24 protein-coding genes are annotated in these 25,666 nt (G+C 68.3%); 16 read left to right on the top strand and 8 right to left on the bottom strand.

All coding sequences use genetic code 11. The features are described 5' to 3' along the window. The first annotated feature begins 89 nt into the window (after nt 1–89). On the top strand, nt 90–905 hold the full coding sequence (locus ACQPZQ_RS31390; protein ID WP_433286813.1) for an LLM class flavin-dependent oxidoreductase: 816 nt from the start codon (nt 90–92) through the stop codon (nt 903–905). A 34-nt stretch (nt 906–939) separates the two neighbouring features. Here ACQPZQ_RS31390 and nth read toward each other — a convergent pair whose 3' ends face one another. Further along, entirely contained in the window at nt 940–1,755 is an 816-nt protein-coding gene (gene nth, locus ACQPZQ_RS31385) for an endonuclease III (RefSeq protein WP_433286812.1), read from the bottom strand. A 127-nt stretch (nt 1,756–1,882) separates the two neighbouring features. Further along, a complete protein-coding gene (locus ACQPZQ_RS31380; protein ID WP_433286810.1) occupies nt 1,883–2,140 on the bottom strand; it encodes a hypothetical protein in 258 nt (85 codons plus the stop codon). Nucleotides 2,141–3,468: 1,328 nt separating this feature from the next. Between ACQPZQ_RS31380 and ACQPZQ_RS31375 the strand changes: the two genes are divergently transcribed. From ACQPZQ_RS31375 to ACQPZQ_RS31355, 5 genes are all read left to right on the top strand, one after another. Beyond that, nucleotides 3,469–3,903, top strand: coding sequence for a histone-like nucleoid-structuring protein Lsr2 (locus tag ACQPZQ_RS31375; protein ID WP_433286808.1), 435 nt, complete (start codon nt 3,469–3,471; stop codon nt 3,901–3,903). A 283-nt stretch (nt 3,904–4,186) separates the two neighbouring features. Next, nucleotides 4,187–5,206 carry an oxidoreductase gene (locus ACQPZQ_RS31370; protein ID WP_433286806.1) on the top strand — a complete coding sequence of 340 codons (1,020 nt, stop codon included), beginning with the start codon at nt 4,187–4,189 and terminating at the stop codon, nt 5,204–5,206. After that, nucleotides 5,206–5,820: a TetR/AcrR family transcriptional regulator gene (locus ACQPZQ_RS31365; protein WP_433286804.1), complete on the top strand. Its 615-nt coding sequence runs from the start codon at nt 5,206–5,208 to the stop codon at nt 5,818–5,820. Before ACQPZQ_RS31370 ends, ACQPZQ_RS31365 begins: the two co-directional genes overlap by 1 nt. A gap of 139 nt (nt 5,821–5,959) precedes the next feature. Continuing rightward, entirely contained in the window at nt 5,960–7,297 is a 1,338-nt protein-coding gene (locus tag ACQPZQ_RS31360) for an FAD-dependent monooxygenase (RefSeq protein ID WP_433286802.1), read from the top strand. 165 nt (nt 7,298–7,462) lie between these two features. Further along, nucleotides 7,463–8,296, top strand: a complete 834-nt coding sequence (locus ACQPZQ_RS31355; RefSeq protein WP_433286800.1) for an SAM-dependent methyltransferase — start codon at nt 7,463–7,465, stop codon at nt 8,294–8,296. Nucleotides 8,297–8,342: 46 nt separating this feature from the next. Here ACQPZQ_RS31355 and ACQPZQ_RS31350 read toward each other — a convergent pair whose 3' ends face one another. Beyond that, nucleotides 8,343–9,236: an SDR family NAD(P)-dependent oxidoreductase gene (locus tag ACQPZQ_RS31350; RefSeq protein ID WP_433286798.1), complete on the bottom strand. Its 894-nt coding sequence runs from the start codon at nt 9,234–9,236 to the stop codon at nt 8,343–8,345. A gap of 79 nt (nt 9,237–9,315) precedes the next feature. Between ACQPZQ_RS31350 and ACQPZQ_RS31345 the strand changes: the two genes are divergently transcribed. Continuing rightward, nucleotides 9,316–9,903 carry a TetR/AcrR family transcriptional regulator gene (locus tag ACQPZQ_RS31345; protein WP_433286796.1) on the top strand — a complete coding sequence of 196 codons (588 nt, stop codon included), beginning with the start codon at nt 9,316–9,318 and terminating at the stop codon, nt 9,901–9,903. Nucleotides 9,904–9,927: 24 nt separating this feature from the next. Here ACQPZQ_RS31345 and ACQPZQ_RS31340 read toward each other — a convergent pair whose 3' ends face one another. The 5 genes from ACQPZQ_RS31340 to ACQPZQ_RS31320 form a co-directional block, all read right to left on the bottom strand. Continuing rightward, entirely contained in the window at nt 9,928–11,163 is a 1,236-nt protein-coding gene (locus ACQPZQ_RS31340; protein WP_433286794.1) for a Dyp-type peroxidase, read from the bottom strand. Nucleotides 11,164–11,250: 87 nt separating this feature from the next. Then, nucleotides 11,251–13,329 carry an iron uptake transporter permease EfeU gene (efeU, locus tag ACQPZQ_RS31335; RefSeq protein ID WP_433299442.1) on the bottom strand — a complete coding sequence of 693 codons (2,079 nt, stop codon included), beginning with the start codon at nt 13,327–13,329 and terminating at the stop codon, nt 11,251–11,253. A 199-nt stretch (nt 13,330–13,528) separates the two neighbouring features. Further along, nucleotides 13,529–14,728 carry a CopD family protein gene (locus tag ACQPZQ_RS31330; RefSeq protein ID WP_433286792.1) on the bottom strand — a complete coding sequence of 400 codons (1,200 nt, stop codon included), beginning with the start codon at nt 14,726–14,728 and terminating at the stop codon, nt 13,529–13,531. Between the two features lie 115 nt (nt 14,729–14,843). Beyond that, nucleotides 14,844–15,770 carry a MurR/RpiR family transcriptional regulator gene (locus ACQPZQ_RS31325; protein WP_433286790.1) on the bottom strand — a complete coding sequence of 309 codons (927 nt, stop codon included), beginning with the start codon at nt 15,768–15,770 and terminating at the stop codon, nt 14,844–14,846. Next, the gene (locus ACQPZQ_RS31320) at nt 15,751–16,002 is read right to left on the bottom strand and encodes a hypothetical protein (protein WP_433286788.1); all 252 of its coding nucleotides are present in this window, start codon (nt 16,000–16,002) and stop codon (nt 15,751–15,753) included. The genes ACQPZQ_RS31325 and ACQPZQ_RS31320 overlap by 20 nt, the downstream gene beginning before the upstream one ends. A 176-nt stretch (nt 16,003–16,178) precedes the next feature. Between ACQPZQ_RS31320 and ACQPZQ_RS31315 the strand changes: the two genes are divergently transcribed. The 9 genes from ACQPZQ_RS31315 (at nt 16,179) to ACQPZQ_RS31275 (ending at nt 25,648) form a co-directional block, all read left to right on the top strand. Further along, complete coding sequence (locus ACQPZQ_RS31315) at nt 16,179–17,822, top strand: ABC transporter substrate-binding protein (RefSeq protein ID WP_433286787.1); 1,644 nt, start codon at nt 16,179–16,181, stop codon at nt 17,820–17,822. 2 nt (nt 17,823–17,824) lie between these two features. Further along, nucleotides 17,825–18,778 (top strand): ABC transporter permease, encoded by a 954-nt coding sequence (locus tag ACQPZQ_RS31310; protein WP_433286785.1) that lies wholly within the window; start codon nt 17,825–17,827, stop codon nt 18,776–18,778. Next, nucleotides 18,775–19,635 carry an ABC transporter permease gene (locus ACQPZQ_RS31305; protein ID WP_433286783.1) on the top strand — a complete coding sequence of 287 codons (861 nt, stop codon included), beginning with the start codon at nt 18,775–18,777 and terminating at the stop codon, nt 19,633–19,635. The genes ACQPZQ_RS31310 and ACQPZQ_RS31305 overlap by 4 nt, the downstream gene beginning before the upstream one ends. A 5-nt stretch (nt 19,636–19,640) precedes the next feature. Next, a complete protein-coding gene (locus tag ACQPZQ_RS31300) occupies nt 19,641–20,456 on the top strand; it encodes an ABC transporter ATP-binding protein (protein WP_433299440.1) in 816 nt (271 codons plus the stop codon). Then, entirely contained in the window at nt 20,453–21,298 is an 846-nt protein-coding gene (locus tag ACQPZQ_RS31295) for an ABC transporter ATP-binding protein (protein ID WP_433286781.1), read from the top strand. The genes ACQPZQ_RS31300 and ACQPZQ_RS31295 overlap by 4 nt, the downstream gene beginning before the upstream one ends. A 31-nt stretch (nt 21,299–21,329) precedes the next feature. Continuing rightward, entirely contained in the window at nt 21,330–22,418 is a 1,089-nt protein-coding gene (locus ACQPZQ_RS31290) for an isocitrate/isopropylmalate dehydrogenase family protein (RefSeq protein WP_433286779.1), read from the top strand. A gap of 40 nt (nt 22,419–22,458) precedes the next feature. Continuing rightward, on the top strand, nt 22,459–23,205 hold the full coding sequence (locus ACQPZQ_RS31285; RefSeq protein ID WP_433286777.1) for a cupin domain-containing protein: 747 nt from the start codon (nt 22,459–22,461) through the stop codon (nt 23,203–23,205). A 65-nt stretch (nt 23,206–23,270) separates the two neighbouring features. Beyond that, the gene (locus ACQPZQ_RS31280) at nt 23,271–24,098 is read left to right on the top strand and encodes an alpha/beta hydrolase (protein ID WP_433286775.1); all 828 of its coding nucleotides are present in this window, start codon (nt 23,271–23,273) and stop codon (nt 24,096–24,098) included. Then, nucleotides 24,095–25,648, top strand: a complete 1,554-nt coding sequence (locus tag ACQPZQ_RS31275) for a serine hydrolase domain-containing protein (RefSeq protein WP_433286773.1) — start codon at nt 24,095–24,097, stop codon at nt 25,646–25,648. The genes ACQPZQ_RS31280 and ACQPZQ_RS31275 overlap by 4 nt, the downstream gene beginning before the upstream one ends. Nucleotides 25,649–25,666: the final 18 nt, after the last annotated feature.

Genomic DNA, 25,666 nt, shown 5'->3' with positions numbered 1-25,666 from the left:
CGCCGTGACGCCGGCGCTGGGCGGGACTACCTGACCGACATCGCAGCTGCGGGGGAATGCCAGGGCGCTATGAGCTGTTCGGGTGATTTGTGCGTTATGGAATCTACGTACCATCGTTCGGCTCTTACGGCGATCCAGGAGTCCTTCGCGATCTGGCGATCGCTGCGGAGGCGTCCGGCTGGCACGGCTTCTTCATGTGGGACCTGATCACCCCCGACGAGTACGACCCACCGGTCGCTGATCCGTGGGTCGTGCTCGCTGCGATTGCGCAGGCCACCACCACGATCCAGCTCGGCCCGATGGTCGTCCCCCTGCCGCGGCGGCGGCCTGCGAAGCTTGCGCTCGAGGCGAGCACGCTGCAGTCGCTGTCCGGCGGCCGGCTGATCCTCGGTCTCGGCGCGGGCGTCGGGTGGGACTACGCGAGGTTCGGCGAGTCTCCCAGGAGAGCGGAGCTGGCCGCCCGGCTGGACGAGGGATCCGCACTTCTGCACGCGCTGCTGTCGGGGGAGCCCGTCGACCACGCCGGCACGTACTACCGAGCCACGGACGTCCGTTTCCCGCCCGCGGCGGTGCCCGTCTGGACGAGTGGCTTCTGGCCGCGGAAGGGTCCCGTTCGCGCTGCGCGGGGGGCCGATGGGCTGTTCCCGCAGATTCGCGACGAGGCCGACGACTTCCGGCTCCCGACGCCGGACGAGGTCCGCGCGATCCGTGGCGAGTTCGTGGCTGCCGGCGGCCGATCCGACGGCGACCTCGCTATCTGGTCACCGAGCGAGAAAGCCGCCCCCGACGCCCGGCGCGCGGCGGAGTACGAGGATGCCGGCGTCACCTGGTGGTTCCAGGACGGGTCGGAGCTCTCACCGGACGAGCTGCACGCGCGGGTCGCTGCGGGACCACCCAGCAGCTGACGGAGGCCTTGCTCGCTGCGGGAGGCAGGCCGGGTCAGTTATCAGGCGAATCAGCGACGATCCCGCTCAATGCCAATATGTGCGCCTTCTCGGAGCCTGTCACCAACATGGCTGCACGATCGGGGTCGGTCGGTCCTGCGCCGAAGGACGGGCAAGCGTCGCGCACGGGGCACACCCCGCATGCGGGGTTGCGGGAATGACATACACGTCGGCCGTGCACGATCACTCGATTGGAGAGCGTGGTCCATTCTTCCCGTGGAACCAGGTGGCCGATCGCCTGCTCGACCTTGGCCGGATCCTCCTCGGCAGTCCACCTCCAGCGGCGCACGACCCGGCCGAAGTGGGTATCCACCACGATCCCCGGGACGCCGAAGGCGTTTCCGAGGATGACATTCGCCGTCTTGCGTCCGATCCCAGGAAGAGTGACCAGCGCGTCCAGCGTGTTCGGCACCTCGCCGCCGAACTTTTCTTCGATCACGGCGCCCAGGCCCATCAAGGAGCTGGCCTTGTTGTGGAAGAAGCCCGTGGGGTGGATCAGATCTTCCAGTTCCGTGCGGTCGGCGTGAGCATAATCGGCAGCGGTGCGGTACCGCGAGAACAGCGCTGGCGTCACCTCGTTGACCCGGCTGTCCGTTGCCCGGGCGGACAGGACGGTGGCAACGGCCAACTCGAGTGGAGTGGTGAAATCGAGCTCCCAGCGCGCGTCCGGATAGGCTTGCGCCAAGACGTCGATCATGCGTCGTACCCGCTGGGACAGATCCGTATCCCCTTCTGAAGTCGCGGCGACCGGTTGCTGACGTTTCGTGCGACTCGATCTCGCGTTCGCCGACTGTTTCTCTCGCTTCGTCATGATCGTCCTCCGCGGTCGATCCTGCCCTTCGGAAGTGACGGCCGGTTGGCGTTGCCGTTCGGGTGTTCCCTCGCCGGATCAGCAACCGAGGATCGCAAGAGATCCTGCGCTGTCACACCCAGCCACGTTATGCCTTTGACCGGCGGCCCTCACCACCAGCTGAACGCGAGCCAGGCGAGGAGGGGGCGACCACGACGGAGACGATTCCGTAGGCGAGCAACTGGCGGAACAGGCGCGGCCGGGCCGATGGGTCAGCTGCGCCGAGGATCAATCCTCCGGTGATCCCGAGGGGGTTGATGTCGACAAGCACCGACGCCAGCGCGAGGGCGAGCACGCCGCCGACGGGGGAGAGCCCATCGGCGACGAGCGCGGGCAGCAGTGGCATACGGTCACGAACACCGCGATGGAACTGGCGGCGAACAACGTGATGCCGGCTATGTAGCACAGCACAAGGAGGCTGAGCGCGGGCGACCCGTGAACCTGCAGCATGTCGTTGAGCTGCTTGAAAGCGCCCAGATGCTGCATCAGGCCGACGTAGGTCAAGAGACCGCCGATCAGCAGCACGAACCCCACGGGATCCGAGACACGATCGCGTCCGGTCTCGACCGGAGGGCCAACTGCAGGATGACCGCCGCGGTGAGCCCGAGGTAGCCGACGTTCATGTCGAAGCCCACTGAGGGCACGACAACGGCGACCAGACACCCGACGGTCAGGCGGCGGGCACCACGTGTCGCTGTCGTCGTTGCGGGCGTTGTGGCCAGGACGGTCGCGGGCTGAGCGTTCGTTGTGCCGATCGCATGGTCATCCGGTTCCTCGGGCTTCGGCATGCTGCTGGCCGGCCCAGCGCTCGGTGGTTCGGTGTTGTCGCGTTCGGTGTTGTCGCGTTCGGTGTTGTCGTAGTCGGCGCTGCGCGCCGGGCTCGTGAGCCGACCGCGGGGTAGGGCACCGATGCGCGGCCCGACGAGCAGCCAGCCCGCGCAGACCGCCAGGCCGGTGCGGAGACCGCCCAGCAGGAACGTCGTCGGTGCGCCGTGGCGACGGCCTCCGCGAGATCGCAGGTCAGAAATGTGACCCCGTGATCTCGCTCGTCCGGCGGCTGGTGCGTCAGGACGAACACCGGTCCTCCGTCGTAGTCGGTGTCCTCGTCGGACATCCGCTTGGCGACCTCGTAGGTGCCCCGGCCGGCGAGCATGGCGCCGGTGGCCGACATGACCTCAGGGAATGCGTACTCCTTCCCGTACTCGAACTTCCGCACCCGCCGGCGGGCCTTCACCCGCGCCAGGGCGGGTGACCCGGTCCGCACCACAGAGGATCGATCACCCGGCGCGGGTGCTTCTCCCGAGGGCCACCTATCTGGCTACGGGGTTGGGCTTGAACGCTCGGCCATCTCGGGCGCGACGGTAATGGTGATCGCTCCTCGGGTGAAGCTGCGTATATGTCGCCCCATGGAAAGTCTCTGTACGGTCTTCTCGTTGCACCTGCTCAGCCGGAGTACTCGAGGATCTCCGCGGCCCCGACGTCAGCTACGGCCTCTTCCGAGGCCGAACGCACTCACCAGGGATGCTCTGGGCAAGGGTGGTGAGCCCCGAAGGTAATCCATCGCGTCGCAGCGAGGGCCGTACGGGCGCGCGTATCGAGGACGCGATTTGACTTTTCATGATCAGCGTGGAGAATTGAGTGGCCCTTGATGGATTTCATGGTAGGAAGTGCGAGATGGCAAGGGTCACGCAAGTACGGCTCGTCGACGACCTGGACGGTGGCGTCGCTGACAGCTCGGTCGCCTTCGGTCTCGACGGCAAGAACTTCGAGATCGATCTGAGCGCGAAGCGCGCCGCGGAGCTGCGGAGCATTCTTGCTCCTTATGTCGGGGCAGCCCGACGTGCCGGTGGCACCACGGTTCGCCGCCAGCGCGGCACCGTCGCCTCGTCGCCGCGCCGCGGGGATACCTCGGCAATTCGTGAGTGGGCTGCTGCTCATGGTCATCAAGTGTCGGCTCGTGGTCGTATCTCGGCCGCGGTGATCAAGGCGTATGAGAGCCGGGAAAGCGCGGCGGCAGCGCCTGTGACTGTTGACGCGGTCGAGGCTGACGCCAAGCCGAAGCCGAAGCGTCGGCCCCGCAAGAAGGTTGCGGACCCGTTCGGGGCCTAGGCAGCCGGCTGATCTCAGCCTCGGGTCTGGCGAGGGTCGTCGGCGCCGATTCCGTGCCGTGTCAGTAGCGGCCGGGACGTCGCCGCCCTGACCTCCCTCGTCAGCGCTCACGCCTGCCCCGGTGGTCCAGTCGCATGAGGCCATCGCCGCTGTAGTCGCCGTCGTCGACGTCGACTACAGCGGGCTCGTGCCGTGAATGGTCAGTCGGTCGGCCACGCCGGGCTCGTGTGGTCGTCGAAGCGCACCTGCCGGTTGACGGCTGGTACGAGACTGCGCTGCTGCGGTGGCCGCGGCGGCACCCAACACCCCCTCCACCGCGGTGCCGTCGTCGTCGCGTGACACGTCGACACCGATGTGGCGCCATAGTCTGCACGGCGACGACAAAAATCGACGTGGTGTAGATTCTGCGGTGGGGGAGCAGTCCGGCTCCTCTCGAGTTCTCTCTGGAGGAGCAGTGCAGAAGCAGACGTGGCTGGTCACCGGCGTCAGCGCGGGCCTTGGGCGCGCCTTCGCCGAAGCCGCCTTGGCCGCCGGGCACACCGTCGTGGGAACGGTCCGATCCGAGGGGGACCTGCAGACCTTCGAAGGGCTCGAACCCGGGTCCGCTCACGGCCGCATCCTGGATGTGACTGACGGCGACGTCGTCTCGAGCGTGGTCGCGGAGGTGGAGCAGAGCGTCGGCCCTCTGGATGTCGTGGTCGCCAACGCCGGCTACGGCCTGGAGGGCACCTTCGAGGAAACCCCGCTGGCCGAGGTGCGGCGGCAGTTCGAGGTCAACGTGTTCGGGACAGTGGCCACCCTGCAGGCGGCACTGCCCCACATGCGTCGGCGCCGCCGCGGGCATCTGATGGCCGTCACTTCCATGGGCGGGCTCATGGCAGTGCCCGGCATGTCCGCCTACTGCGGCAGCAAGTTCGCCCTGGAAGGCATCCTCGAAGCACTGGGCAAGGAGGTCGCTCAGTTCGGGATTCATGTGACGGCGATCGAGCCCGGCTCGTTCCGCACCGACTGGGCCGGACGGTCCATGACGCGCGCCGCGCAGTTCATCGACGACTATGACGAGTTGTTCACCCCCATTCGTGAAGCGCGGCAGAAGGCAAACGGGAACCAGTTGGGCAATCCGGCGAGGGCCGGGGACGCCGTCGTGCACATCGCGTCGGTCGACCAGCCGCCTGCCCACCTCGTCCTGGGTTCGGACGCATTGCGCCTGGTCACCGCCGCGCGCACGGCCGTGGACGAGGACATCCGCGCATGGGAGACGCTCTCCCGGACGACCGACTTCGCCGAGGGCGCTCAGCTCTGATGCCCGACAACCACCCCGCTCGGCGCCGGCGCACCACCGAACGCAAGGGCGATGTCCGGGAGCGGGCCATTCTGGACACCTGTGAAGCCCTGCTCGCGCAAAAGGGCTACGACGCGATGGCCGTCGGCGACATCGCCCAGGGCGCCGGCATCACACGTGGCGCCCTGTATTTCTACTTCGGCTCCAAGCAAGAAGTTGTCACGGCGCTCGTGGCCCGGACCGTTGAGCACCTGTGGGAGCGGTCCCGGGTCACTGCGGAGACCGACGATCCGCGCCGGGCCATCGCGGCAGCCATGCAGCGCACGGTCGAACTGTGGAACCAGCACGGCCTGGTCATGCGGACGGCGATCGACCTGTCATTGGCCGTGCCGGAGATCGGCGAGCTGTGGAGCCATACGGCTGACTTGTTCATCGCGGCCATCACCGCTGTCCTGGAACGGGCCGGCGTTGCGGCCGGCACCGAACCGGAACAAGCGTCGGCGATGGCACGCGCCCTGTGCTGGATGATCGAGCGGACCTTTTACCACGCCTCGCAAGAGGCCCGCGAGAAGTTGCAAGAGGCGTCGTCGACCTGCGAACACATCTGGCTGATCAGCGCAGGCCTGACCGCCTGATGCAACTGGCACGGCCAGTGACGCTCACGTCGACATGTCACTCTTGACATGTCATCCTCGGATGGTCAACATCGTCTCGCGACAGCCTGATGACCACGAGAACGGGGGCATCACCATTTCTGGCTCAACGATCACGGACGTGCTCATCGTCGGCGCAGGACCCACCGGCCTGACCCTCGCCGTCGACCTCGCCCGCCGCGATGTCCGCGTACGGATCATCGACAGGGCGCCCTCGCATTTCATCGGGTCCCGCGGTAAGGGGCTGCAGGACCGTAGCCTCGAAGTGTTGGACGATCTCGGCGTCGCCAACCAGCTGAAAGCCGTCGGCTGGGCGCTACCGGTACGGGTGTCCACCCGTGGTCGCCCAGTGCGTGAGTCGCCGTCGGGGGCGTCGCTGATCCTGCCGCAGTCGATCGTCGAGCGGACCTTGCGCGCCAGGATGGCCGAGTTCGGCGTGACCGTGGAACTCGACACCACCCTGACCGGCTTCGAGCAATCCCCGGATCGCGTCGTCGCCACCACCTCGCGTGGCACCATCGCCGCCCGTTGTCTCGTGGGCTGCGACGGCGGGCACAGCACCGTGCGCAAGGCGCTCGGTGTCGCCTTCACCGGCCACAGCAGTGCCAACCAGTCCATGGTGCTGGGCGATGTCGAGGTCACGGGGCTGTCCCGCGAGTACGGCCACGTCTGGGTCGACCCACGGCGCGGAATGTTGGCCCTCACCCCGTTCCGCACGGTGCCGCAGTGGCAGTTCCAAGCCGCCACCGGCGACGCCGGGGAGCCGTCACTGGACGAGTTCCGTCGCCAGTTCGATCTGTTCACCGGACTGCGCGAGGTCACGATCAGCAACCCCACGTGGCTCTCGACCTACCGTGTGAGCGCGCGGATGGCGCGGGAGTTCCGGGTCGGCCGGGTGTTCCTCGCCGGCGACGCCGCGCACGTGCACCCGCCGGCGGGCGGTCTGGGCATGAACACCGGCATCCAGGACGCCTACAACCTCGGCTGGAAGCTCGCCCACGCGCTGGCCGGCACGGCGTCGCCCGGGCTGCTCGACACCTACCAGCAGGAGCGCCTTCCGATCGCCGAGTGGACTCTCAGCACCAGCAGCACCGGCCTCGAGCAGCTGTGGACAGCCGTGAAGAGCGGCACCGGCACGATCGACACCGCCATCAAGCCCGAACACCGCCAGCTCGGGCTCGGCTATCGCGGCGAGCCGCTGTCGAAGAACCTCGCCGCATGGAACGGGCCGGAGGCCGGTGACCGAGCGCCGTGGCTTCAGGAGATCGGCGGAGGCGGATTCACGGTGCTGGGATTCGGCACCGCCGCGGACTCCCTGGGCAGGGTCCGTGGTGTGGCCACCCGGCCGATGCCGGGGGATCAGGACGTGCTGGTGCTCGTACGACCCGACGGATACATCGGAATGGTGGCAGGGCCCGCCGACGTGAAGCCGGTGCAGGACTACATCGACCGGCCCTAGTTGTAGTGCCCCTACGCGACGTCGAACCTCAGGCAGCCGGGATGCGAGTTCTAAGCCGTTAGGTATGCGTAAGATCACCCGTGCCGTGATCATGAGTATGTGGCTGCGGACGACGGGAACGGAGCTTGCTCAGATGACACATCCCGAGCACCACGAGGTGAACCGGTGAGCGTCCCGGAGGCGTGGCGCGGGGCGCACGGAAAGCCGGTCGCGCTGCCGGCGGAGATCGACATCACCGTCCCGTCGGTGGCACGGGGATACGACTACGCGCTCGGTGGCAAGAACAACTTCGAGGTCGACCGGATCGCGGCCGACGGGCTCACCAAGGTCTTCCCCGGAACGGTGCCGCTCGCCCTCGACAACCGCGCGTTCCTGCGCCGCGGCGTCCGGTACCTGGTGGCCGAGGCGGGCATCCGTCAGATCGTCGACATCGGCTCGGGCCTGCCCAGCGCGGGCAATGTGCACGAGATCGCCCACGAGATCGACCCGCAGGTGCGGGTGGTCTACGTCGACATCGACCCGATCGTGCTCGCGCACGGCCGCGCCCTGCTGGCCGACAACAACACCACCACGGTGATCCAGGCCGACGCGGCCGACCCGAGGTCGATCCTCGACCATCCCGAGACGAGGCAGTTCATCCACCCCGACGAGCCGTTCGCTGTGCTGATGGCGGGAATCCTGCACCACCTGCCCGACAGCAAGGACCCAGCCGGCGTCGCCCGGTATGTCAAGGAGCGGATGTCGCCCGGAAGCTACCTGCTGGTCAGCAACTTCCTCGACGACGACGACCCGCGCGCCCGCGAGATGGACGCGAAGATGGAGTCCGTCTTCGGCACCGGACGGTTCCGCACGTGGGTCGAGCACACGGCGTACTTCGAGGGCTTGGAGATGGTCGAGCCAGGGCTGGTCTACGCCAACGAGTGGCGTCCCGACGAGCTGGCGGACGGCGAGAACGAGTGGACCACGTTCCTGAGCGGTGGGATCGGCCGGAAGGCGTGAACGCGATCGTTGATCGGACGACGCGGGCTACGTCCGCGGGCAACGATCAGCGGCCATGAGCGCAGCCGAGGTTGATCGGGAGGCCGACCAGCGCGGCGCTTTCGCTCCACAGCCGATCCGTGCGGTCGGGGTCGGTCGTGTGGGGCGCCGTCTCGACGGCTCGACGGTCGACGAAGAAGCGGCCGGTGACGCCGTCGACATCCGGTGAGGTCGCGAGCCACGCCGGGGTGTCGGCTCCGGTTTCCGGACCGGGGAGGTCCGCGGGGTCGAACCGGAATCGCTCGGCGACCAACGTGGTGAGGCCCGGCACCTCGCGGCTGAGCCCGGTGCCACCGATGATGCCCGGATGCGCTCCGTTCACGGTGATGCCTGTGTCGGCGAGCCGGCGGGCAAGCGCGTAGACGAACATCGCGTTCATGTTCTTCGTTCGTCCGTAGGCGTAGAACGGCCGCAAGTCCACCGGTTCGCCGAGCCGCTCGGGCCGGGTGAACATGAGGTCGTCGAGGTCGACCGGTGAGCGAGCGAGCGAGACGGGCTCCGCGCCGACGACGATGAACCGGGCCCGCCGCCCGTCCAGCATCTCGGCCAGCCGGCGCATCAGGACGTAGGGCGCGAGATGGTTGACCATGAGCACCCGCGGCACGCCGTCGGGCGTGCGGCGATCCAGTGGCGCGACGAGCGCGGCGTTGCTGATCACGATATCCGCCGGGGGTGCCTCGGCGAGGCGGTCGGCGAGCTGCCGTACCTCGTCCAGCCGGGCGAGATCGGCCCGTTCGAGCTCGAGATCCGCGTCCGGGATCGCTCTGACGATCCGATCGCGGGCTGATCGCAGGCGCGCATCGTCCCGGCCGACGAGCACGACCGTCAGCCCCTCGCTGGTGAGTCGTCGCGCGATCGCCTCTCCGATGCCGTTCGTCGAGCCCGTCACGATGGCCCTCATGCAGCCTCCCTCATTGTTGGTTGACGCCGTCAACCTAACCGGGCAGGTTGACGCCGTCAACCTGCCGTAAGGTTGCCGGATGCCTCCGGGAACGCGCGATGCGCTGCTGGACGCGGCCGAGGAGCTCCTCGACAGCGGCGGGGTCGACGCCGTCACGCTGCGAGAGGTCGGCCGCCGGGCCGGGGTCTCCCACAACGCGCCCTACAAGCACTTCGCGAGCAAGGAAGCTTTGCTCGCCGCGGTGGCTGCTCGGGAACTTCTCCGTCGGCGCGACAAGCTCGCGGCCACGCTCGCACGGGAGGAGGCGCCGGAGGTCGCTCTGCGCGGCGCTCTCAAGCGTTACGCGCAATGGGCGGTGGAATACCCGCAACGCTTCAAGCTCATCTACGGGCGCTGGACCATCGAGTCGGACGATCTCACGCACGCCGCGCACGACGCATCCGAACAGCTGGTCGACACCGTCCGCGCAGCCCAGGAACGAGGAGCTCTACCGGCGGGGCCCCCCGAGCGCGTTACCGCATTGCTGCGGGCGGTCGCTCACGGCGCCGCCGACCTCGAAGCCGCGGGCCATCTCTCGCCCGGGGGCAAGGGCCGGTCGGATGCTGCCGGCCTGGTCGACGATCTGCTCGACCATCTCGATCCCCGACAGTCCCGCCTTCGGCAGTAAACGGCCCACGGCCGATCGCGCCCTTTACGAGAGCAGTTCGCGCGCGTACCAATCACCGGAATCTGCTACCCCGGGCAGCGCGTAGAAGTAGCCCCCGCCGAACGGCTGAACGTAGTCGATCAGAGGTTCGTCGATGAGCCGGGTCTGGATCGTCTCGAACTGGCGATGCACGTCCTGCTGGTAGGCGACGAAGATGTGTCCGGCCTGGATGTTGCCATTCGGATCGACGCCGAGGTCGTAGTTGTAGGAGCGCCGGATGATTCGCTGGTTCTCCGACGCGTCGGTGCGCGGGTTGGCCAGGCGGATATGTGCATCGAGGGGGATGACGTCGCCCTGGGGGTCGGCCGTGTAGTTCGGGGTGTCGAACTCGTTGTTGCCGTCGAGCGGGGCGCCACTGTCGCGACGACGACCGAACATGTTCTCCTGTTCGTTGATGGAGACCCGGTCCCAGAACTCGACCATCATCCGGATCAGCCGGACCACCTGGTAGGAGCCTCCGCAGGCCCAGCCCGGCTCGGCGGGGTCGTCCACCCAGACCAGCTCGCCGGCTTCGGGGGCGACGGGGTTGGCGGTCCCGTCCTTGAAACCCAGCAGGTTGCGTGACGTGCCGGACGGCCGTGGCGGCGAGTTGTAGCCCTCGATCTTCCACCGCAGTTGCATGCCACCGCGGGTGTGCTTGGCGATGTCACGGATCGCGTGGTGGACGACGTCGGGGTGATTGGCACAAAGCTGCAGTGACAGGTCGCCGTGCAACCAGGCCGGATCGGGCGAGTCGTTCGGGAAGACCTTCATCGGCGTCAGCCTGCGCGGTTGCTGACCGACCAGGCCGAATCGGCCGTCGAACAGGCTCGAGCCGAGGCCGACGGTGACGGTCAGGCCATCGGCGGGCATTGCCGGGCCGAGCACGTCGCTGTCCGAGGGCGGTTGCGAGACGCCCAGGTCCGGTGGGGTACCGCCGGCGGTGAGCAGCCGCGCCCGACCGGTGAGCGTCTTCATCAGGCCCACCAGGTCCGGTTTCGCGGTGCCCGGCACGACGTCGTAGGAGACGAACACCGAGTAGTCCTGCTTGTTCTGGGGGCCCGGCGTGAGAATGCCTGCTTGGTGCTGACCGTGGAACGGGTAGGAGGCTTCGACCTGCGGAGCGCCGGTGGCCGGGGCGGCGTCGGCCTGCGCTCCCTCGATCAGCACGCCGCCGACCAGTGCGGTGCCGGCAGCACCCGCGGCGGCGCCCTTGAGGAAGCTGCGCCGGCTCACATTCATGCCGGACCCCGATCGTCCATCGTGACTGGTTTCATGGGCCCTCCGATCGGGTTCTCGTCGGTGGCCGTGGTCCGGCCACGGGGTGCGTCAATGGCTGGGTGGGACCTCGAGCAGGTCGGGTTCGATCGACAACGACTCCAGCACCGCGCCGATCGCGGCGTCCACGCGCTGCCGAGCCGCCGGTGGCACCGCGCTGACGGGCTGCCACCGGCCGTCCGCCCGGGTGGCGAGCAACGCCGCCTGCAAGCTGTCGAGCTGCGTGGTGATCGTCGGGACCAACGTCGGCATGCGGGCGTCGATCAGTCCGGAGACCTCGCCCAGGACGGTGCGGGTCGCTTCCGTGTCGGCCTCGGTCTCCGCGTAGGCCATGCCCGATCCCTCGTCGTCGATCCCCGACAGGTGATCACGCAGGGCGTCCTCGAGGATCTCGTGCACTCGCAGCGTGAGGTTGGTCGGGTCGCCGGCCTCGTCGTCGGTGGTGAGCTTCTGCTGCACGGTGCGGGCGTCGGTTGCCAGCTGGTCCGCCACGGGCAGCAGCGACGCGGGGCTCCGGCCGTGGTAGAGGCCGTACTCGATCCTGTGCAGCCCGGTGAAGCCGGGGTCGTTCACCCCTGCGGGCAGGCCGTCCGGAAGCCCGTCGACGGCGGTCCCCTCGTCGCCGAAGCTGTCGTATGAGGCGCCGACGCGTTCCCAGTCCAGCTGCGCCGCGAGCCAGGCCGCGTCGGCGGCAGGCACGTTTCCGGCGGCGAGGTCGGTGCGAAGCTCGTCGATGTCGCCGGTCAGGGTGACCAGTTCCCGGGCGGCGTAGGCCTGGTACTGCGTGTTCGGTCCGGTCAGGTCGTCGAGGGTGACGGGCTTGACGGCCGTCGTCGTGGTCGAACTCTGCGTCCCGGACACCTGGACCGGGTTGCCGTGGATCGTTCCGCCGGACATCAGGCAGACGAAGCTGTACTGCCCCGGCCCCAGCGTGGCCGACATGTCGGCGCTCGTGGCCGGTCCGATGGTTTCGATCTCGGCGACCACGCCACCGGAGGAGTTGTCGAGGTTGATCTCGCCGGCCTCGGCGGACTTGTTGTCCACCTCGAACGTCTGGGTGCCCGTGTGCCCGGACGCCCACTCACGTCCGCAGCCGTCCTTCGTCACGGTGACCGCCGTCGTCGACGCGGACGCGCTGCCCGTCGGCAGCGCGATGATCACCAGCGCCGCGACCACGATGGGCACCACCACCAGCACGCCCGCCACCGGCCACGGCCGCCCCGCGGCGAGTCGCTCCCACCGGCCCGGACCTCGTGCCTCGCCGCCCTCCGAGGCCCCGGTCGGGGCAGTGCCGGGGTCCAGGTCGGTGCGGAGGAACACAGGGATCACGACGGCCAGGTAAGCGATCCATGCGACCACCTGCAGGACCGTCATTCTCGGCGCCAGGTCGGTGACCCCACTGAGGATCGAGACCCACCACGAGTTCGGGTCCACGCGCCCGGTCAGGTCGAAGGCGACCCAGCGCTGCCCCGAAAGCCAGCCCGCGTCCTGCAGATCGCCGAGCCCGTAGGACAGCACCCCGGCGGCGATCACGATCAGCGCGATCGCCGTCCGGTTGAAGAACTTCCCGAGATCGAGACGGATCGCCCGCTCGTACAGCAGCCGGCACAGCAGCACCGCTGCGGCCAATCCGACCGCGGCACCGATCACAGGTGCCACGGTGGACCCCGACGCCTTCACCGCCGTCCAGATGAAGAGAGTGGTCTCCAATCCCTCGCGCCCCACCGCGAGGAACGCGGTGACGGTCAACGCGCCTGCGCCGACCGCCACCGCGCGTGCGACCTCTCCCCGCAGCTGCGCCGTGAGCGTCCGCGCGGTGCGGCGCATCCACAGCACCATCCAGGTCACCAGGCCGACCGCCAGCACGCTCAGCAGGCCACCGACGGCCTCCTGGACCGAGGACGAGAGCACGTTCGTCGCGTAGGTCAACACCGTGGCGAAGCCGGCCGCGACCATGACTGCACCGAGCACGCCGAGCCATATTGCCGACGATGAGATCCGGCGGCGCCCGGACGTACCGGCGGCGTCGTTGGCCTGACGCAGCGCTGCCAGCAGAATGCTGACGACCAAACCCGCTTCCAGACCCTCTCGCAGCCCGATCAGCAGATTCGGAATAGCGTCGGCCCACATCACGATTTCAGGCTAGCCTCACCTAAATGATCAGCAGCCGCAGCGTCCGTGATGTCGCGCTCAATCCTGATGCCGCACGCAGGGAAAGATCCCGATCGAGCATATTGCATGAATGCGCTACAGAATGACGATTGATTCCGACTCGGCCTGTGCCGGAGGGTGGAGCGTCAGGCGAGGAACGTCCGTTGATCCGGCCCGCTCAGCTCCCCGCGAGGTCGGCCGCAGTCGCAGCCCTGGGCGCGCCGACGAGCCGATCGGAGATCTTGGCCGTGGTGACGAGGGAGATCGCGACCGCGGCGATCAGGACGAGCCCGACGGTGATCACGCCGCTGTCGACGACAGGTGTCGCGGAGCCGGTCTCGGCCCTGGCCGACCCGGTGAGGAATGCGAGCACGAACAGCACGCCGACGCCGAGGATCGATTCCACGGCCACGAGCCGCGGGAACACGCGCACGGCGAGTCGGAACACCGAGTCGCTCGCGCCGGCGGCGCGGGCTCTGGCGATCCGCGGCATCAGGAGAAACTCGTTGATTCCTCCGATTGCGACCATGGTGGATACCAGCGAGACCTTCAGCAGCAGGAGTCGTCCGAACTCGGTGGTGAAAAGGTCGCCGATGCTGCTGACGTACTTCCACGCCAGCCACGACCCGCTGACCACCATGCAGCCCACCGCCGTGAGGGCGACGACGCTGAACCGCGACCAGATCTGCCCCCACACGGCTCCCGCGTCCGGGGTGAGGCGGCGGTGGGCCGCGGCCAGGAGCGCGAGCGTCGCGATCCCGCCGACCCACGTGGATACCGCGAGCACGTGCACGTGGTTCATCACGCCGTCGAGGACGCTGTCGAACGTCTCCGCGGCGGGATCGGTGGGTAGCCACGTGACGGCATACGCGAGGAAGGCGACGACGTACGCCGCGCCGGCCACCCGGCCGGTGCGCGGATGCAGGCGACTGCGCCAGAGGAGGATGAGGAGCGCGGCCGCCACGGCCCATGTTGCGTACTGGGTCGCGGCCTGAGCGCCGACCGACATCCACTCGCCGGGCTGGGCGGGCTTCATCAGGTAGGCGAGGAGCTTCGGCGGGAGCACCGCTTCGGAGAACGGGATCTCCGCGCCCTTGACCCTGGCTGCTTTCCCGGCGAGCTGCAGGTAGAGCCCGATCAGGAACCACGTGCCGATCGTGGCCAGCGTCAGCGCGGCCCGGCGTCGCAGGACGTCGCGGTCGGCAGCGGCCACGGAAGGGCGGGCCAGTACGGGGCCAACCACCAGCACGTACACCAGGCTTCCGCCGAACGTCCCGAACAGGCCGATGAAGTAGACGACCATCGTGACGACCCGCCACGGCGCCGGCGTCGGGTTCGGATCGGCCGCTGCGAGTTGCGTCAACACCTGGGACAGCACCGCTTGCCTCCTCGGGAGTTCGGGTGGAGGCAAGGTAGCCGATGCTACGAAGATGCAACAGGAGTAGTGGCTACTACGAAATCCCCGGCTTCATCGGTGCCCTACGTCAGGGTCGTCACGGTGTCGTGTCCTTCGCTGCGCGCCGCGGACGGCGTGCCGGCCGCTTGCGCGGTTCGGATTGCGTCAGGGTGGAACGCAGTGAGTTGAGCAGCTCGGACGTGTTCGTGGATCGATCGCGATCCCGCGCGGCGACGGCGAGCGCCAGGCAGTCGGTGAGCAGGAGCGCGCTCAGCGCCTCACCGGTGAGGCCGGATCCGGAATGCACGGCGGTCAGGGTCAGTGAGACCCGATCGGCCAGGACCGGCAGCAGGGAGTCGGAGAACAGCATCACGGAGGCGCCCACCGCTTGTGCGTGATCGAGCAGCACGAAGACGTCGTTGATCAACCGGCCGGGCACGTAGAGGACCACGACATCGGACTCCTGGATGCCCAGCAGGTCGTCGGCCAACAGGAACCCCGTGGCGGTGATCTGCCGGGCCTGCCTGCCGAGCCTGCGCATCCGGAGGGTCAGGTACTGCGCGCTCATCTCCGACGGGCCGAGGCCGAAGCTGACGACCTCCCGGGCTCCCGTGAGCAGGTCGACGGCCGCGACGAAGTCGTCTTCCTCGATCAGCCTGCGGGTCTCGAGCAGTCGTTCGGTGGCTTCGCTGAACACGTGGTCCAGTAGGGACGTGGTCTCCTGGCCCGCCTTGTCGATCCGGCTCCTCAGCCGTGCCGACGGTCGGGTCTTGCCGATCGCTTGGCGACCGGCTTCCCGCTTGAGCTCGGGCAGCCCGGAGTAGCCCAGAGCCTTCGCCGTGCGGATGACGGTGGCGTCACTGGTGCCGGTCGCCGCACCGATCTCCTCCGCCGTCGCGAAGATGATCTCCTGTCCGTGATCCCGCAGGTACTCGGCGACCCGCTGCTCGGCGGGAGGCAGGTCGCCCATCTTGCTCGTGACTCGCTCCCGCAGGGGATCGTCGTCAGGCGGAGTGGTTCTCAAAGTGGAGGTTGATTTTCTTCTCGTTGTGGCTACGATCTCCGTAGTTTCCACTACGGACATCGCAACTTGTAGGACACACTACCGTCACCTGGCGGGCGACCGGCGGCGAGAGGATATCGCCCGACATGGCACAGAGATCGGTGCCGGTGCCGACCTCACGTGTGGTCTCACCACCGACTCCGACGATGACCCAGCCCCCCGCAAGGTCATCGCCGAGACGGTGAACGACCACGCGGGACTCCTGGACGACGTTCTGTTTCCGCGCCGACGTCAGTCGGCCCAGGGGAAGCGATCCCAGCGGGAACGACGACGAACTTCTGCCCTTTGTGCTCGCACAAAGGGCCGGTCGGCGATCGCAACAACCCCTGCACGAATGGCAACGAGGAAGACGACGAGGTACGACCTGCCATGACAAGACACCGCCATTCCCGCCGGTTCGCCGCCGGTGCGCTCGGGTGCGCGACGCTCGCGCTTCTCGCCGGTTGCGGCGGCGCGGGCGTCTCGCCGTCCCAGGTGAAGGAGAACGTGAAGCTCGTCGACAGCACGCCCGCTGCCTCCGGCCCGCTCGACAAGGCCACGTGGTTCATGCCCAAGGAACCGGCCACCCTCGACCAGGACAACGACGCCGCCGGCGCCACCACCGACACCGTCATGGGCAACGTGTGCGAACGCCTGGTCCAGTCGCAGCCGGACCTGACGATCGAGCCAGGGCTCGCCGAGAAGTACGAGTGGACGACCCCGAACACGCTGGTCTTCACCATTCGCCAGGGCGTTCACTTCCACAGCGGCAACGTCATGACGGCGGCCGACGTGGCGTGGAGCATGCAGCGGCACGCCGCCGACGGCGCCAACGAGTCCGATGAGTTCGTGAACGTGAGCGCCATCCAGGAGACCGGGCCCAACGAGGTCACGGTCACGATGACGCAGCCCGACGCGGTGTTCCTGAAGGCCCTGGCCGGCACGGGCGGGGTCGTCTTCGAGCGCAAGGCCGTGGAGGCGCAGGGCGACGCCTTCGGTACCCCCAGCGGTGACGACGCATGCACCGGACCACTGGAGGTGAAGGCGTGGGAGTCGGGACGGCAGATCGTCCTGACCAAGTTCGCGGACTACTGGAACAAGGACCGCGTGTCGAAGACCGGCGAGCTCACGATCCGGTGGGCCGATGACGACGCCGTCGTCAACTCACTGCTCACCGGCGAGGCGGACGGCGCGTACCTGGAGAACATCTCGTCCGCGGCGCCGCTGGCCGCTGGGCCGAGCACGACGGTCAGCCAGGGCCCGGACACCCGTGTGTGGAACTCGATGGTCACCGAACGGGGCGGGCTCGCCGACGCGCGGCTGCGCAAGGCACTCGCGCTCGCGCTCGACCGGGACGGCGTCTCACGGTCCGCGCTGGCAGGCCTCGGGGTACCGGCCGCTGAGCCGGTCGGTCCCGGCGCTTGGGGTTACGAGGCCGAGAAGTTCCGCGCGGCGTCGGAGACGCTGACCGCGGGCGCGCCGGCCAAGCCGACCGAACAGAACATCGAGGCGGCGAAGAAGCTCGTCGCCGAGGTCACCGACAAACAGCAGATCGTTGTCGCGAGCGACGGCACAACGGTGCGTGACGTGATCGCGAACGCGATCGTGGACGCAGCGAAGAAGATCGGGCTCGACGCCAGGATCATCCAGATCCCGCCCCAGCAATACGGCGACTACTACAGCGACCCGCAGTTCCGTCAGCAGGCCGACCTGTTCACCGATGACTACTTCATCTCGAAGAACGACCCGGTCGGCTTCTACAAGAACGGTGCCTCCGACTCGACCGTCCAATGGGTGCTCAAGGACCAGGACTACGACGCCCTCGTGAAGCAGGCAAGGGCCGAGCTGGACGACGCGAAGCGGGCTGACCTGGCCGTCGATCTCGCGCAGCGGTGGGCCGAGTCGATGCCGTGGCTCTCCGTGGTGCAGAGCCCGACCACGGTCGTGCTCGCGAGCGAGGTGACCGGCGTTCCTGCGTCCGGCGCGTTCCGGAACTACCCGTGGGCGGCCGACCTCGGAGCGAAGGGCAACTAGGCGTGGCGGCGGCGCTCGTGCGGCGGCTCGGGGCCATGGTCCTCACCCTGGCCCTCAGCTCGTTCATCATCTACGCAGGTATCTATGCCGCGCCGGGCGATCCGGTGACCTTCCTGATCGGCAACCCCGAGAACATCACACCGGAGCGGATCGCGGCGGTACGCGCGGAGTACCACCTGGATCAGCCGCTGGTGGGGCAGTACGCCTCGTGGGCGCAGGGCGTACTCCACGGTGACCTGGGAACGTCCTTCTTCTATCAGCAGCCCGTCTCGGACCTGCTGGCGTCGCGGCTACCGGTGACGCTGACGCTCGTGGCCATGGCCACGGTGCTGTTCGTCGTCATCGGCGTCGCGCTCGGCGTCGCCTCGGCGCTCGGCCGGGGCGGTCCGCTGGACTCGCTCATCACGAGCGCCACCACGTTCGTGAACTCCGTCCCCAACTTCGTGGTGGCGCTCGTGCTCGTGTCGGTGTTCGCGGTGCAGCTGCGCTGGTTCCCGGTGGCGGGTGACGGTGCCGGCTTCGCCGACACGCTGTACCACCTGACGCTGCCCGCGATCGCGCTCGCCCTCGGGTCGCTCGCGCTCATCAGCCGCGTGACCAGGCAGACCATGGTGGAACAGCAGGCGCTGGACCATGTCGAAGCGGCTCGCAGCTACGGGCTCGGCACGCGGCTGATCGTGTCCCGCCACATCCTGCGCAACTCGCTCGGTCCCGTGATCACCATGTGCGGGCTGACCGTCGCCGGAATGCTCGCGGGAACCACCGTGATCGAGAGCGTGTTCGGCCTCAACGGGATCGGCAGCCTGCTCGTCGAATCCATCAATACCCACGATTTCGCTGTGGTACAGGCGGTTCTGCTCTACATGGTGCTCGCGTACATGGTGGTCACGATCCTGGTCGATCTGCTCTATCCACTCCTCGACCCGCGCACAGTGACAAGGAGTGAGCGATCGTGACGATCGATGGCCTCCGCCCGCACTCGAAGTCCCCGGCCGGGATTCGGCTGCGTGGCTCTCGATGGCCCTTTCGGATCTGCGTCGCCATCCTGGGCGTCGCCGTCGTCGCGGCGGTGTTCGCCCCGCTCGTGGCACCGTACGAGCCCGATGCCACCGACTTCGCCGCCATCTGGGCGCCTCCCGGCCCGGCGCACTGGCTCGGCGCCGACCAGCTCGGCAGGGACATCCTGTCCAGGGTGATCTACGGTGCACGGCCGAGCCTGCTCGGAGCGATCGCCCTGCTTGCGTTCGCCACGGTGCTGGGCGTGCTCATCGGGGTGGTCGCCGCGTGGCGGCGTGGCTGGGTCGACACGGTGCTCGCCCGGGTCACCGACGTCATGTTCGCGTTTCCGGGATTGCTGTTCGTGGTGCTCATCATCGCGGTGTTCGATCGCGGGCCGGCCACGGCGATCATCGGAATGGGTCTGGCCTTCGCGCCCGTGATCGCCAAGTTCACCAGGGCGATTGCTCTCGAGGAGCTCGCCAGGCCCTACGTCGACGCCTACCGGCTGCAAGGGGTCGGCGGCGTCCAGCTGCTCGGCAGGTACGTGCTGCCGAACCTGCTGCCCACGCTGGTCGGCTACCTCGTGGTGTTGTTCGGGGAGGGGCTGATGAGCCTGGCCGCGCTCAACTTCCTCGGGTTCGGCGCCCAGCCGCCCAGCTCCGAATGGGGCCTGATGGTGCAGGAGGGCCGGGCCGGTGTGATTCAGGGCTTCTTCGGACCCGCCATCATCCCGGGCCTCACGATCGCGATCGTGGTCGTCGCGACCAATGTCGTCGGGGTGCGTCTCTCCGACAAGCTCACCGTGAGGACGTGACGCGCATGGTGTTGGCGATCGAAGATCTCCACCTGTCGGTACCCACTCCCGTGGGCTTCCGGGAGATCCTGCGCGGCGTATCCCTCGACGTCGCCGATGGCGAGACGGTGGGGCTCGTCGGTGAGTCCGGCTCCGGCAAGTCGACGACGGCGAGAGCGGCGCTGCGCCTGACGCCGGACCGCGCGTCCCTGTCGGGCACCGTGACGGTCTGCGGACACGAGATGGTGGCGGACGACCGTGCGGCGGTGCGGAAGGTCCGGTCGGAGCTGGCCGCGATGATCTTCCAGGAGCCGCGGGCGACTCTCAACCCGGTGCGCCGCATCGGCGACTCGGCCACCGAACGACTTGTCCAGGTGCACGGTATGGCCACGGCGAAGGCACGCGAGCGCATCGCGTCGCTGTTCGCCGAGGTCGGGCTCGACGACACGGACCGTGTGCTGCGGGCGTACCCGCACCAGCTCTCCGGCGGGATGCTGCAGCGGGTGGTGATCGCCGCGGCACTGAGCATCGAGCCCCGCCTCCTGCTCGCGGACGAGGCGACGAGCGCACTCGACGTGACGACGCAGGCGGAGGTGCTCGCGCTGCTGCGGCGGCTCCAGCGGGAGCGGCACATGGGAGTCCTGTTCATCACCCACGACCTGCAGCTCGCCGCCGCCTACTGCGACCGCGTCTACGTCATGAAGGACGGTTCCGTGGTGGACCACCAGCCGGCCGACACGATCTTCGTGAACCCGGCCAACCCGTACACGAAGGCTCTGGCCGACGCCGTTCCCCGGCTGCCGGAGCGAGAGTCCGCCGCACCTGCGGAGGCGCCGGCATGAACGCCGCCCTGAACGATGCTGTGCAGGTCAGCGGACTGACCAAGACCTTTCCGGGACGGCGCGGGGCGGCTCGCGTGGTCGCGGTGAAGGACGTGAGCTTCGGGCTCCGCAAGGGCGAGGCGCTCGGCCTGGTCGGCGAGTCCGGCTCCGGCAAGACCACGGTCGCCCGCATGCTGGTGGGTCTCGCCCGTCCCGACGAGGGCACGATCGTGATCGACGGACGGGCCAGGGAACGGAAGGGGCGCGGCAGGTCGGCGAGGCTGCGCCGGGCCAAGGACGTCCAGATGGTCTTCCAGGATCCCTACGGTTCGCTGGATCGCCGGCTGAGTGTCGAGGGGGCGTTGCGCGACGTCCTGCGCCGACACCTGCCCGAGCCCACCAAGGAGATCGTGCGCGCCCAGATCGCCGAGCTGATCGACTTCGTCGGCCTCTCCGAGCAGCACCTTGCATCGCGCCCCCACCAGCTCAGCGGTGGGCAGCGCCAGCGGGTCGCCATCGCGAAGGCACTCGCAGTGAACCCGTCCGTGCTCGTGCTCGACGAGGCGGTGTCCGCATTGGACGTCTCCGTTCAGGCGCAGATCCTGAGACTGCTGAACGAGATTCGAGCTGAAACCGGCGTGAGCGTTGTTTTCGTCACGCACGATCTCGCCGTGGTGGGTGAAGTGACGAGCGAGATTCTGGTGATGTACAAAGGAGAGGCCGTGGAACGCGGCGCCACGGCAGACGTGTTGCGTCGGCCGCAGCACCCCTATACGGAGATGCTGCTCTCCTCCGCGCCTGGGCCGAACTGGAAACCCGAGCGTGTCGCCGAACTGCGCGCCGCTTTCGCCGGCTCGCGGTGACGAATATTCGGAAAGAGATCTGATCGCCACGATGAAAGTACTCGTACTACCCGGGGACGGTATCGGGCCGGAGATCGTCGGGCCGACTGTGGACGTGCTCGAAGCGGCCGACGCCGCCTACGGTCTCGGCCTCGAGCTCGAGACCGCCGACATCGGCTTCGCCGGCCTGGCCCGGGAGGGCACGACGCTTCCGCAAGCCGTGCTGGACCGGATACCCGAGGTCGGGGGAGTGATTCTCGGTCCGGTGTCGCATTACGACTACCCGCCACGGCACGAGGGCGGCATCAACCCGTCCGCCGAGCTGCGCGTCCGGTTCGATCTGTTCGCGAACATCCGCCCGTGCCGGTCGCGGGCGGATCTGACCGTCCTGCGCGCCCCGATGGACCTGGTCCTGGTGCGGGAGAACACCGAGGGCTTCTACTCCGACCGGAACATGTACGCGGGAAGCGGCGAGTTCATGCCAGACCCCGACAATGCGTTCAGCATCAGGAAGATCAGTGCCCGGGGCTGCGAACGAGTGGCCCGTGCCGCGTTCGAGCTCGCCCGCCTGCGCCGCCGGAAGGTGACGGCGGTGCACAAGGCCAACGTGCTCAAGCTCTCCGACGGCCTCTTCCTCCGTGAGGTGCGCAAGGTCGCGGAGGCGTTCCCCGACGTGCAACTCGAAGAGCTGATCGTCGATGCAGCCGCGGCCGCGCTGATCCGGCGGCCGGACGCGTTCGACGTGATCGTCACCACCAACATGTTCGGCGACATCCTCTCGGACGAAGCGGCCGAGCTCTCGGGCAGCCTCGGCCTCGGCGGCTCGCTCAACGCGGGCCACGACGTGGGAGTCGCCCAGGCACAGCACGGTTCCGCGCCGGACATCGCGGGCCGGGGAATCGCCAACCCGACGTCGCTCATCCTCTCCGCGGCGATGTTGCTCGACTGGCGGGGCCGGCGTGACAGCAACGAGGCTCTGGTCGCGGCGGCGGCCGGCATCGAGTCGGCCGTGGAGACCGTGCTCGGCGAGCCTGGATCCCGCACCCGTGACCTGGGCGGACACCTCGGCACGGCCGAGTTCGCGGGTCATGTCGTGGCGAGGCTGACCAGTGACAGCCGAGCGGCCGCGAGCGGCAACTGACGTCGTTCTCCGCCGATCACCACCCATGAAAGGAGCGGGTGTGTCGTCCCTGCCTGTCCCCGGTGTCAACCAGCAGCCGTCGATCCTGCGTCCCGATCAACTTCCCGCCAAGGACCGCGGAGCGGGTGCGCGCACGGTGCCGCTGGTGACGAGTGCCCGGGGTGCGACGAGCTTCCTCAACGGCATCACGAGTTTTGCGCCCGGCGCTGTGATCGGCCATCACATCCACAACGTCGCCGAATCGGTGATCGTCCTGCAGGGCGACGCCGTCGTCGACATCGACGGGGTGCGGACGCCGCTGCACGTCTTCGACACGACCTTCGTGCCGGCCAACATCCCCCACCACTTCGAGAACGCCTCCGCCTCCGAGCCCATGAAGATCTTCTGGACGTATGCCTCCGTGGACGCGACCAGGACGCTCGTCGAGTCGGGGGAGCATTCCCGGATCGACGAGGAGCACCCGGGAGGGCCGGACGGATCCGTGCGCATCGTGCGTGAGACCGCGCGGATCACGGTGCTCCCGGGCAGGGAAGATGCGTTCGAGGCGGCGATCGCCGAGGCCGCCCCGCTGTTCCAGCGGGCGAAGGGTGCGCGCACGTTCGTGCTGGAGCGTTCGCACGAGAACCCACGGGAGTACCGGCTCGTCGTCGGCTGGGAATCGATCAGCGACCACACCGTGGGATTCCGCGGATCGGCGGACGTCGAGCGGTGGCGTGGGCTCGTCAGCGACTCGATCGCCGGGTTGCCGGAGGTCGCACACTTCCACCACGTCCTGACCGCCTTCTGACGGCGATCCGTATCGCCTTCGCCGAGTTGACCACAACCGGCCGGAGCACAAGAGGAGCACACGCAATGTCCACCACGGAACCCGATTCAGAGGGCGCCAACTTCATCGGCGGGACGCCGTTCTTCGCGTCGCGGCACGACCAGCGCCTTCAGTACGCCCTGTACGTGCCGAAGGACCACACGCCGGACGCGGCTCCGTTGCCGCTCATCGTCATCCAGCACGGCACCGGACGGTCCGCCGAGCTCTACCGCGACCGGTGGAAGAGCTTCGCGATCGAGCACCGCTGCGTCATCCTCACACCGCTGTTCCCCGCCGGGCTGGTGGAGCCACGGGAGCTGCACAGCTTCAAGTTCCTCGAGTACAAGGGCATCCGGTTCGACGAGGAGCTGCTGCACATCGTCGACGAGGTCGGCGAGGGGTTCAACACCGAAACCGAGACCTTCTACCTGCACGGATTCTCCGGTGGCGGGCAGTTCGCGCACCGCTTCTTCTACGCCCGTCCCGACCGGCTGGCCGCCGTCTCGATCGGTGCCCCGGGCCGGATCACGCAGCTCGACGACTCGCTGCCCTGGTGGCTCGGTACCGGAGGCTTCGAGGAGCGCTTCGGGATCGCGATCGACCTGGACGCACTTCGACGCGTGCCGGTGCAGATGATCGTCGGCGGCGACGACGTCGAGACCTGGGAGATCAACAACCCCGGTGGACCCAACTGGATGGACGGCGTCGAGAAGACCGGCGGCACCCGGATCGAGCGTCTCGAGACATTGCGGGCCAACTTCGAGGCCAACGGGATCGACGTGCGCTTCGATGTCGTTCCCGGTGTCGCTCACAAGGGCAGCGAGGTCATTCCCGTGGTCCAGGAGTTCATGGCGGATCAGTTGAGCCGGCGGTGATCCAGGACGCAGACCACACCGGCCGGCTCCGGCCCACCCACAACAGAACGGTGACCATGGCGGAAGACCTGGCGACCATGGGCATGCGGCCCGTCCACACGCTCCTTCAGGATCTGGCGAAACGGGGCATGCGCCTGCACTCGCTGCTCGTCCATTGGCAGGGACGGACACTGCTGGATCTGTGGCAATGGCCGCACGACCCGGACCTCAAGCACAAGCTGCATTCGGCGACCAAGAGCTTCACCGCCTCTGCTGTCGGATTCGCCGAGGCCGAGGGCCTGCTCGGGCTCGACGATCCGGTCGTGGCCTTCTTCGATGGCCGGCTGCCCGCGGTGCCCAGCGAGAACCTGCGCCGGATGCGGGTTCGCGACCTGTTGACGATGCAGACCGGCCACGGCCGCGGGCTGTCCGGTGCGACGACCCGGCTTCGGCGGACCGGGTGGGTCGGGGAGTTCCTCGAGGAGCCGGTGGTCGAACTGCCGGGACGCACCTTCATGTACAGCAGCTCGACGAGCCACGTCCTGTCCGCGATCGTGCAGGAGGTATCCGGTCAACCCGTCGACGAGTATCTGCGTCCGCGGTTGTTCGAACCGCTGGGCATCGTCGACTTCGACTGGGAGCGCGACCCGGAGGGGGTCGCCAGCGGTGGCAACGGCCTGTCGCTGCGACCGCGGGACCTGCTGTCCTTCGGCGTGCTCTACCTCCAGGACGGTGTGTGGGAGGGAAAGCGGATCCTGCCGAGCGGCTGGCCGCAGAAAGCCTCCGCGCTGCACGTGCGGCGCGCTGTCAGCGGCGACTGGAACGGCACGGAGCTCGTCCGGCCGCCTGCGGACGCTGTTGCCGACTCCGGCTACGGCTACCAGTTCTGGACGACGGAGGACCGCATCTACAACGCCTCCGGCATCTTCGGCCAGGAGTGCATGGTCTTCCCCGACCAGGGCGGGGTCGTGGTCGTGACGGGTGCGATGGGTGACGGCACCTACCACGACCTCCCGGAGATGCTCCGCGAGACCTTCCGGGACGCCTTCGACGAGACGATGCGGGACCCGATCGTCGACGCCGCCGAGGCCGAGGCGGTCAGCCACTGGGTTCGGCGTGCTCGCGAACCGGAGCTGCTGCGATCCTCGGCGCACCTGGTCGGCTTTCGGGAGACCTACGACTTCGCAACCAACGTGCACGGCCTGCGTTGCCTGTCGGTCGAGGTGAGAGCCGACGCCGTGGTGCTCGTTCTCGAGGACGACCGTGGCCGGCACACGATCGAGCACGGGATCGGGCAGTGGACTCAGCAATGCACCGGCGTGAGCGTCTGGCGGCTCCACCACTCCTACCAGGACGCTGTCGCCGCCATCCTGGCAGGTGCACGGTGGTCGGTTCCGGGTGAGGCCGGTGCCAGGGCCGACACCCTGTGCCTGACGTGGCATTTCCTCGAATCGCCGTTCATCGACCAGCTCACGCTCCGCTTCGACGCGGATGGCGTCACGGTCGGGCACGAGGTCAACGTCAACTCGGGCCCGACCGAACTCCCGCCTGTCCGGGGGATCCGGCGGTAGGGACGCCGGGGCGCGCCC

Origin of the sequence: Pseudonocardia sp. CA-142604, from assembly GCF_050948475.1 — a bacterium.
Lineage (GTDB): Bacteria > Actinomycetota > Actinomycetes > Mycobacteriales > Pseudonocardiaceae > Pseudonocardia > Pseudonocardia alaniniphila.
The sequence above is the reverse complement of the archived record's forward strand: the minus strand, read 5'-3'. Positions and strand labels throughout refer to the sequence as shown.

What these genes read in the sequence shown, in the direction of transcription:
- ACQPZQ_RS31375 (WP_433286808.1), top strand. Translation starts at nt 3,469, where the DNA reads ATGGCAAGGGTCACGCAAGTACGGCTCGTCGACGACCTGGACGGTGGC.
- ACQPZQ_RS31295 (WP_433286781.1), top strand. Translation starts at nt 20,453, where the DNA reads ATGAACGCCGCCCTGAACGATGCTGTGCAGGTCAGCGGACTGACCAAG.
- efeU (WP_433299442.1), bottom strand. Translation starts at nt 13,329, where the DNA reads ATGTGGGCCGACGCTATTCCGAATCTGCTGATCGGGCTGCGAGAGGGT.
- nth (WP_433286812.1), bottom strand. Translation starts at nt 1,755, where the DNA reads ATGACGAAGCGAGAGAAACAGTCGGCGAACGCGAGATCGAGTCGCACG.
- ACQPZQ_RS31350 (WP_433286798.1), bottom strand. Translation starts at nt 9,236, where the DNA reads ATGAGGGCCATCGTGACGGGCTCGACGAACGGCATCGGAGAGGCGATC.
- ACQPZQ_RS31315 (WP_433286787.1), top strand. Translation starts at nt 16,179, where the DNA reads ATGACAAGACACCGCCATTCCCGCCGGTTCGCCGCCGGTGCGCTCGGG.
- ACQPZQ_RS31280 (WP_433286775.1), top strand. Translation starts at nt 23,271, where the DNA reads ATGTCCACCACGGAACCCGATTCAGAGGGCGCCAACTTCATCGGCGGG.
- ACQPZQ_RS31380 (WP_433286810.1), bottom strand. Translation starts at nt 2,140, where the DNA reads ATGCCACTGCTGCCCGCGCTCGTCGCCGATGGGCTCTCCCCCGTCGGC.
- ACQPZQ_RS31290 (WP_433286779.1), top strand. Translation starts at nt 21,330, where the DNA reads ATGAAAGTACTCGTACTACCCGGGGACGGTATCGGGCCGGAGATCGTC.
- ACQPZQ_RS31340 (WP_433286794.1), bottom strand. Translation starts at nt 11,163, where the DNA reads ATGAATGTGAGCCGGCGCAGCTTCCTCAAGGGCGCCGCCGCGGGTGCT.
- ACQPZQ_RS31345 (WP_433286796.1), top strand. Translation starts at nt 9,316, where the DNA reads ATGCCTCCGGGAACGCGCGATGCGCTGCTGGACGCGGCCGAGGAGCTC.
- ACQPZQ_RS31365 (WP_433286804.1), top strand. Translation starts at nt 5,206, where the DNA reads ATGCCCGACAACCACCCCGCTCGGCGCCGGCGCACCACCGAACGCAAG.
- ACQPZQ_RS31300 (WP_433299440.1), top strand. Translation starts at nt 19,641, where the DNA reads ATGGTGTTGGCGATCGAAGATCTCCACCTGTCGGTACCCACTCCCGTG.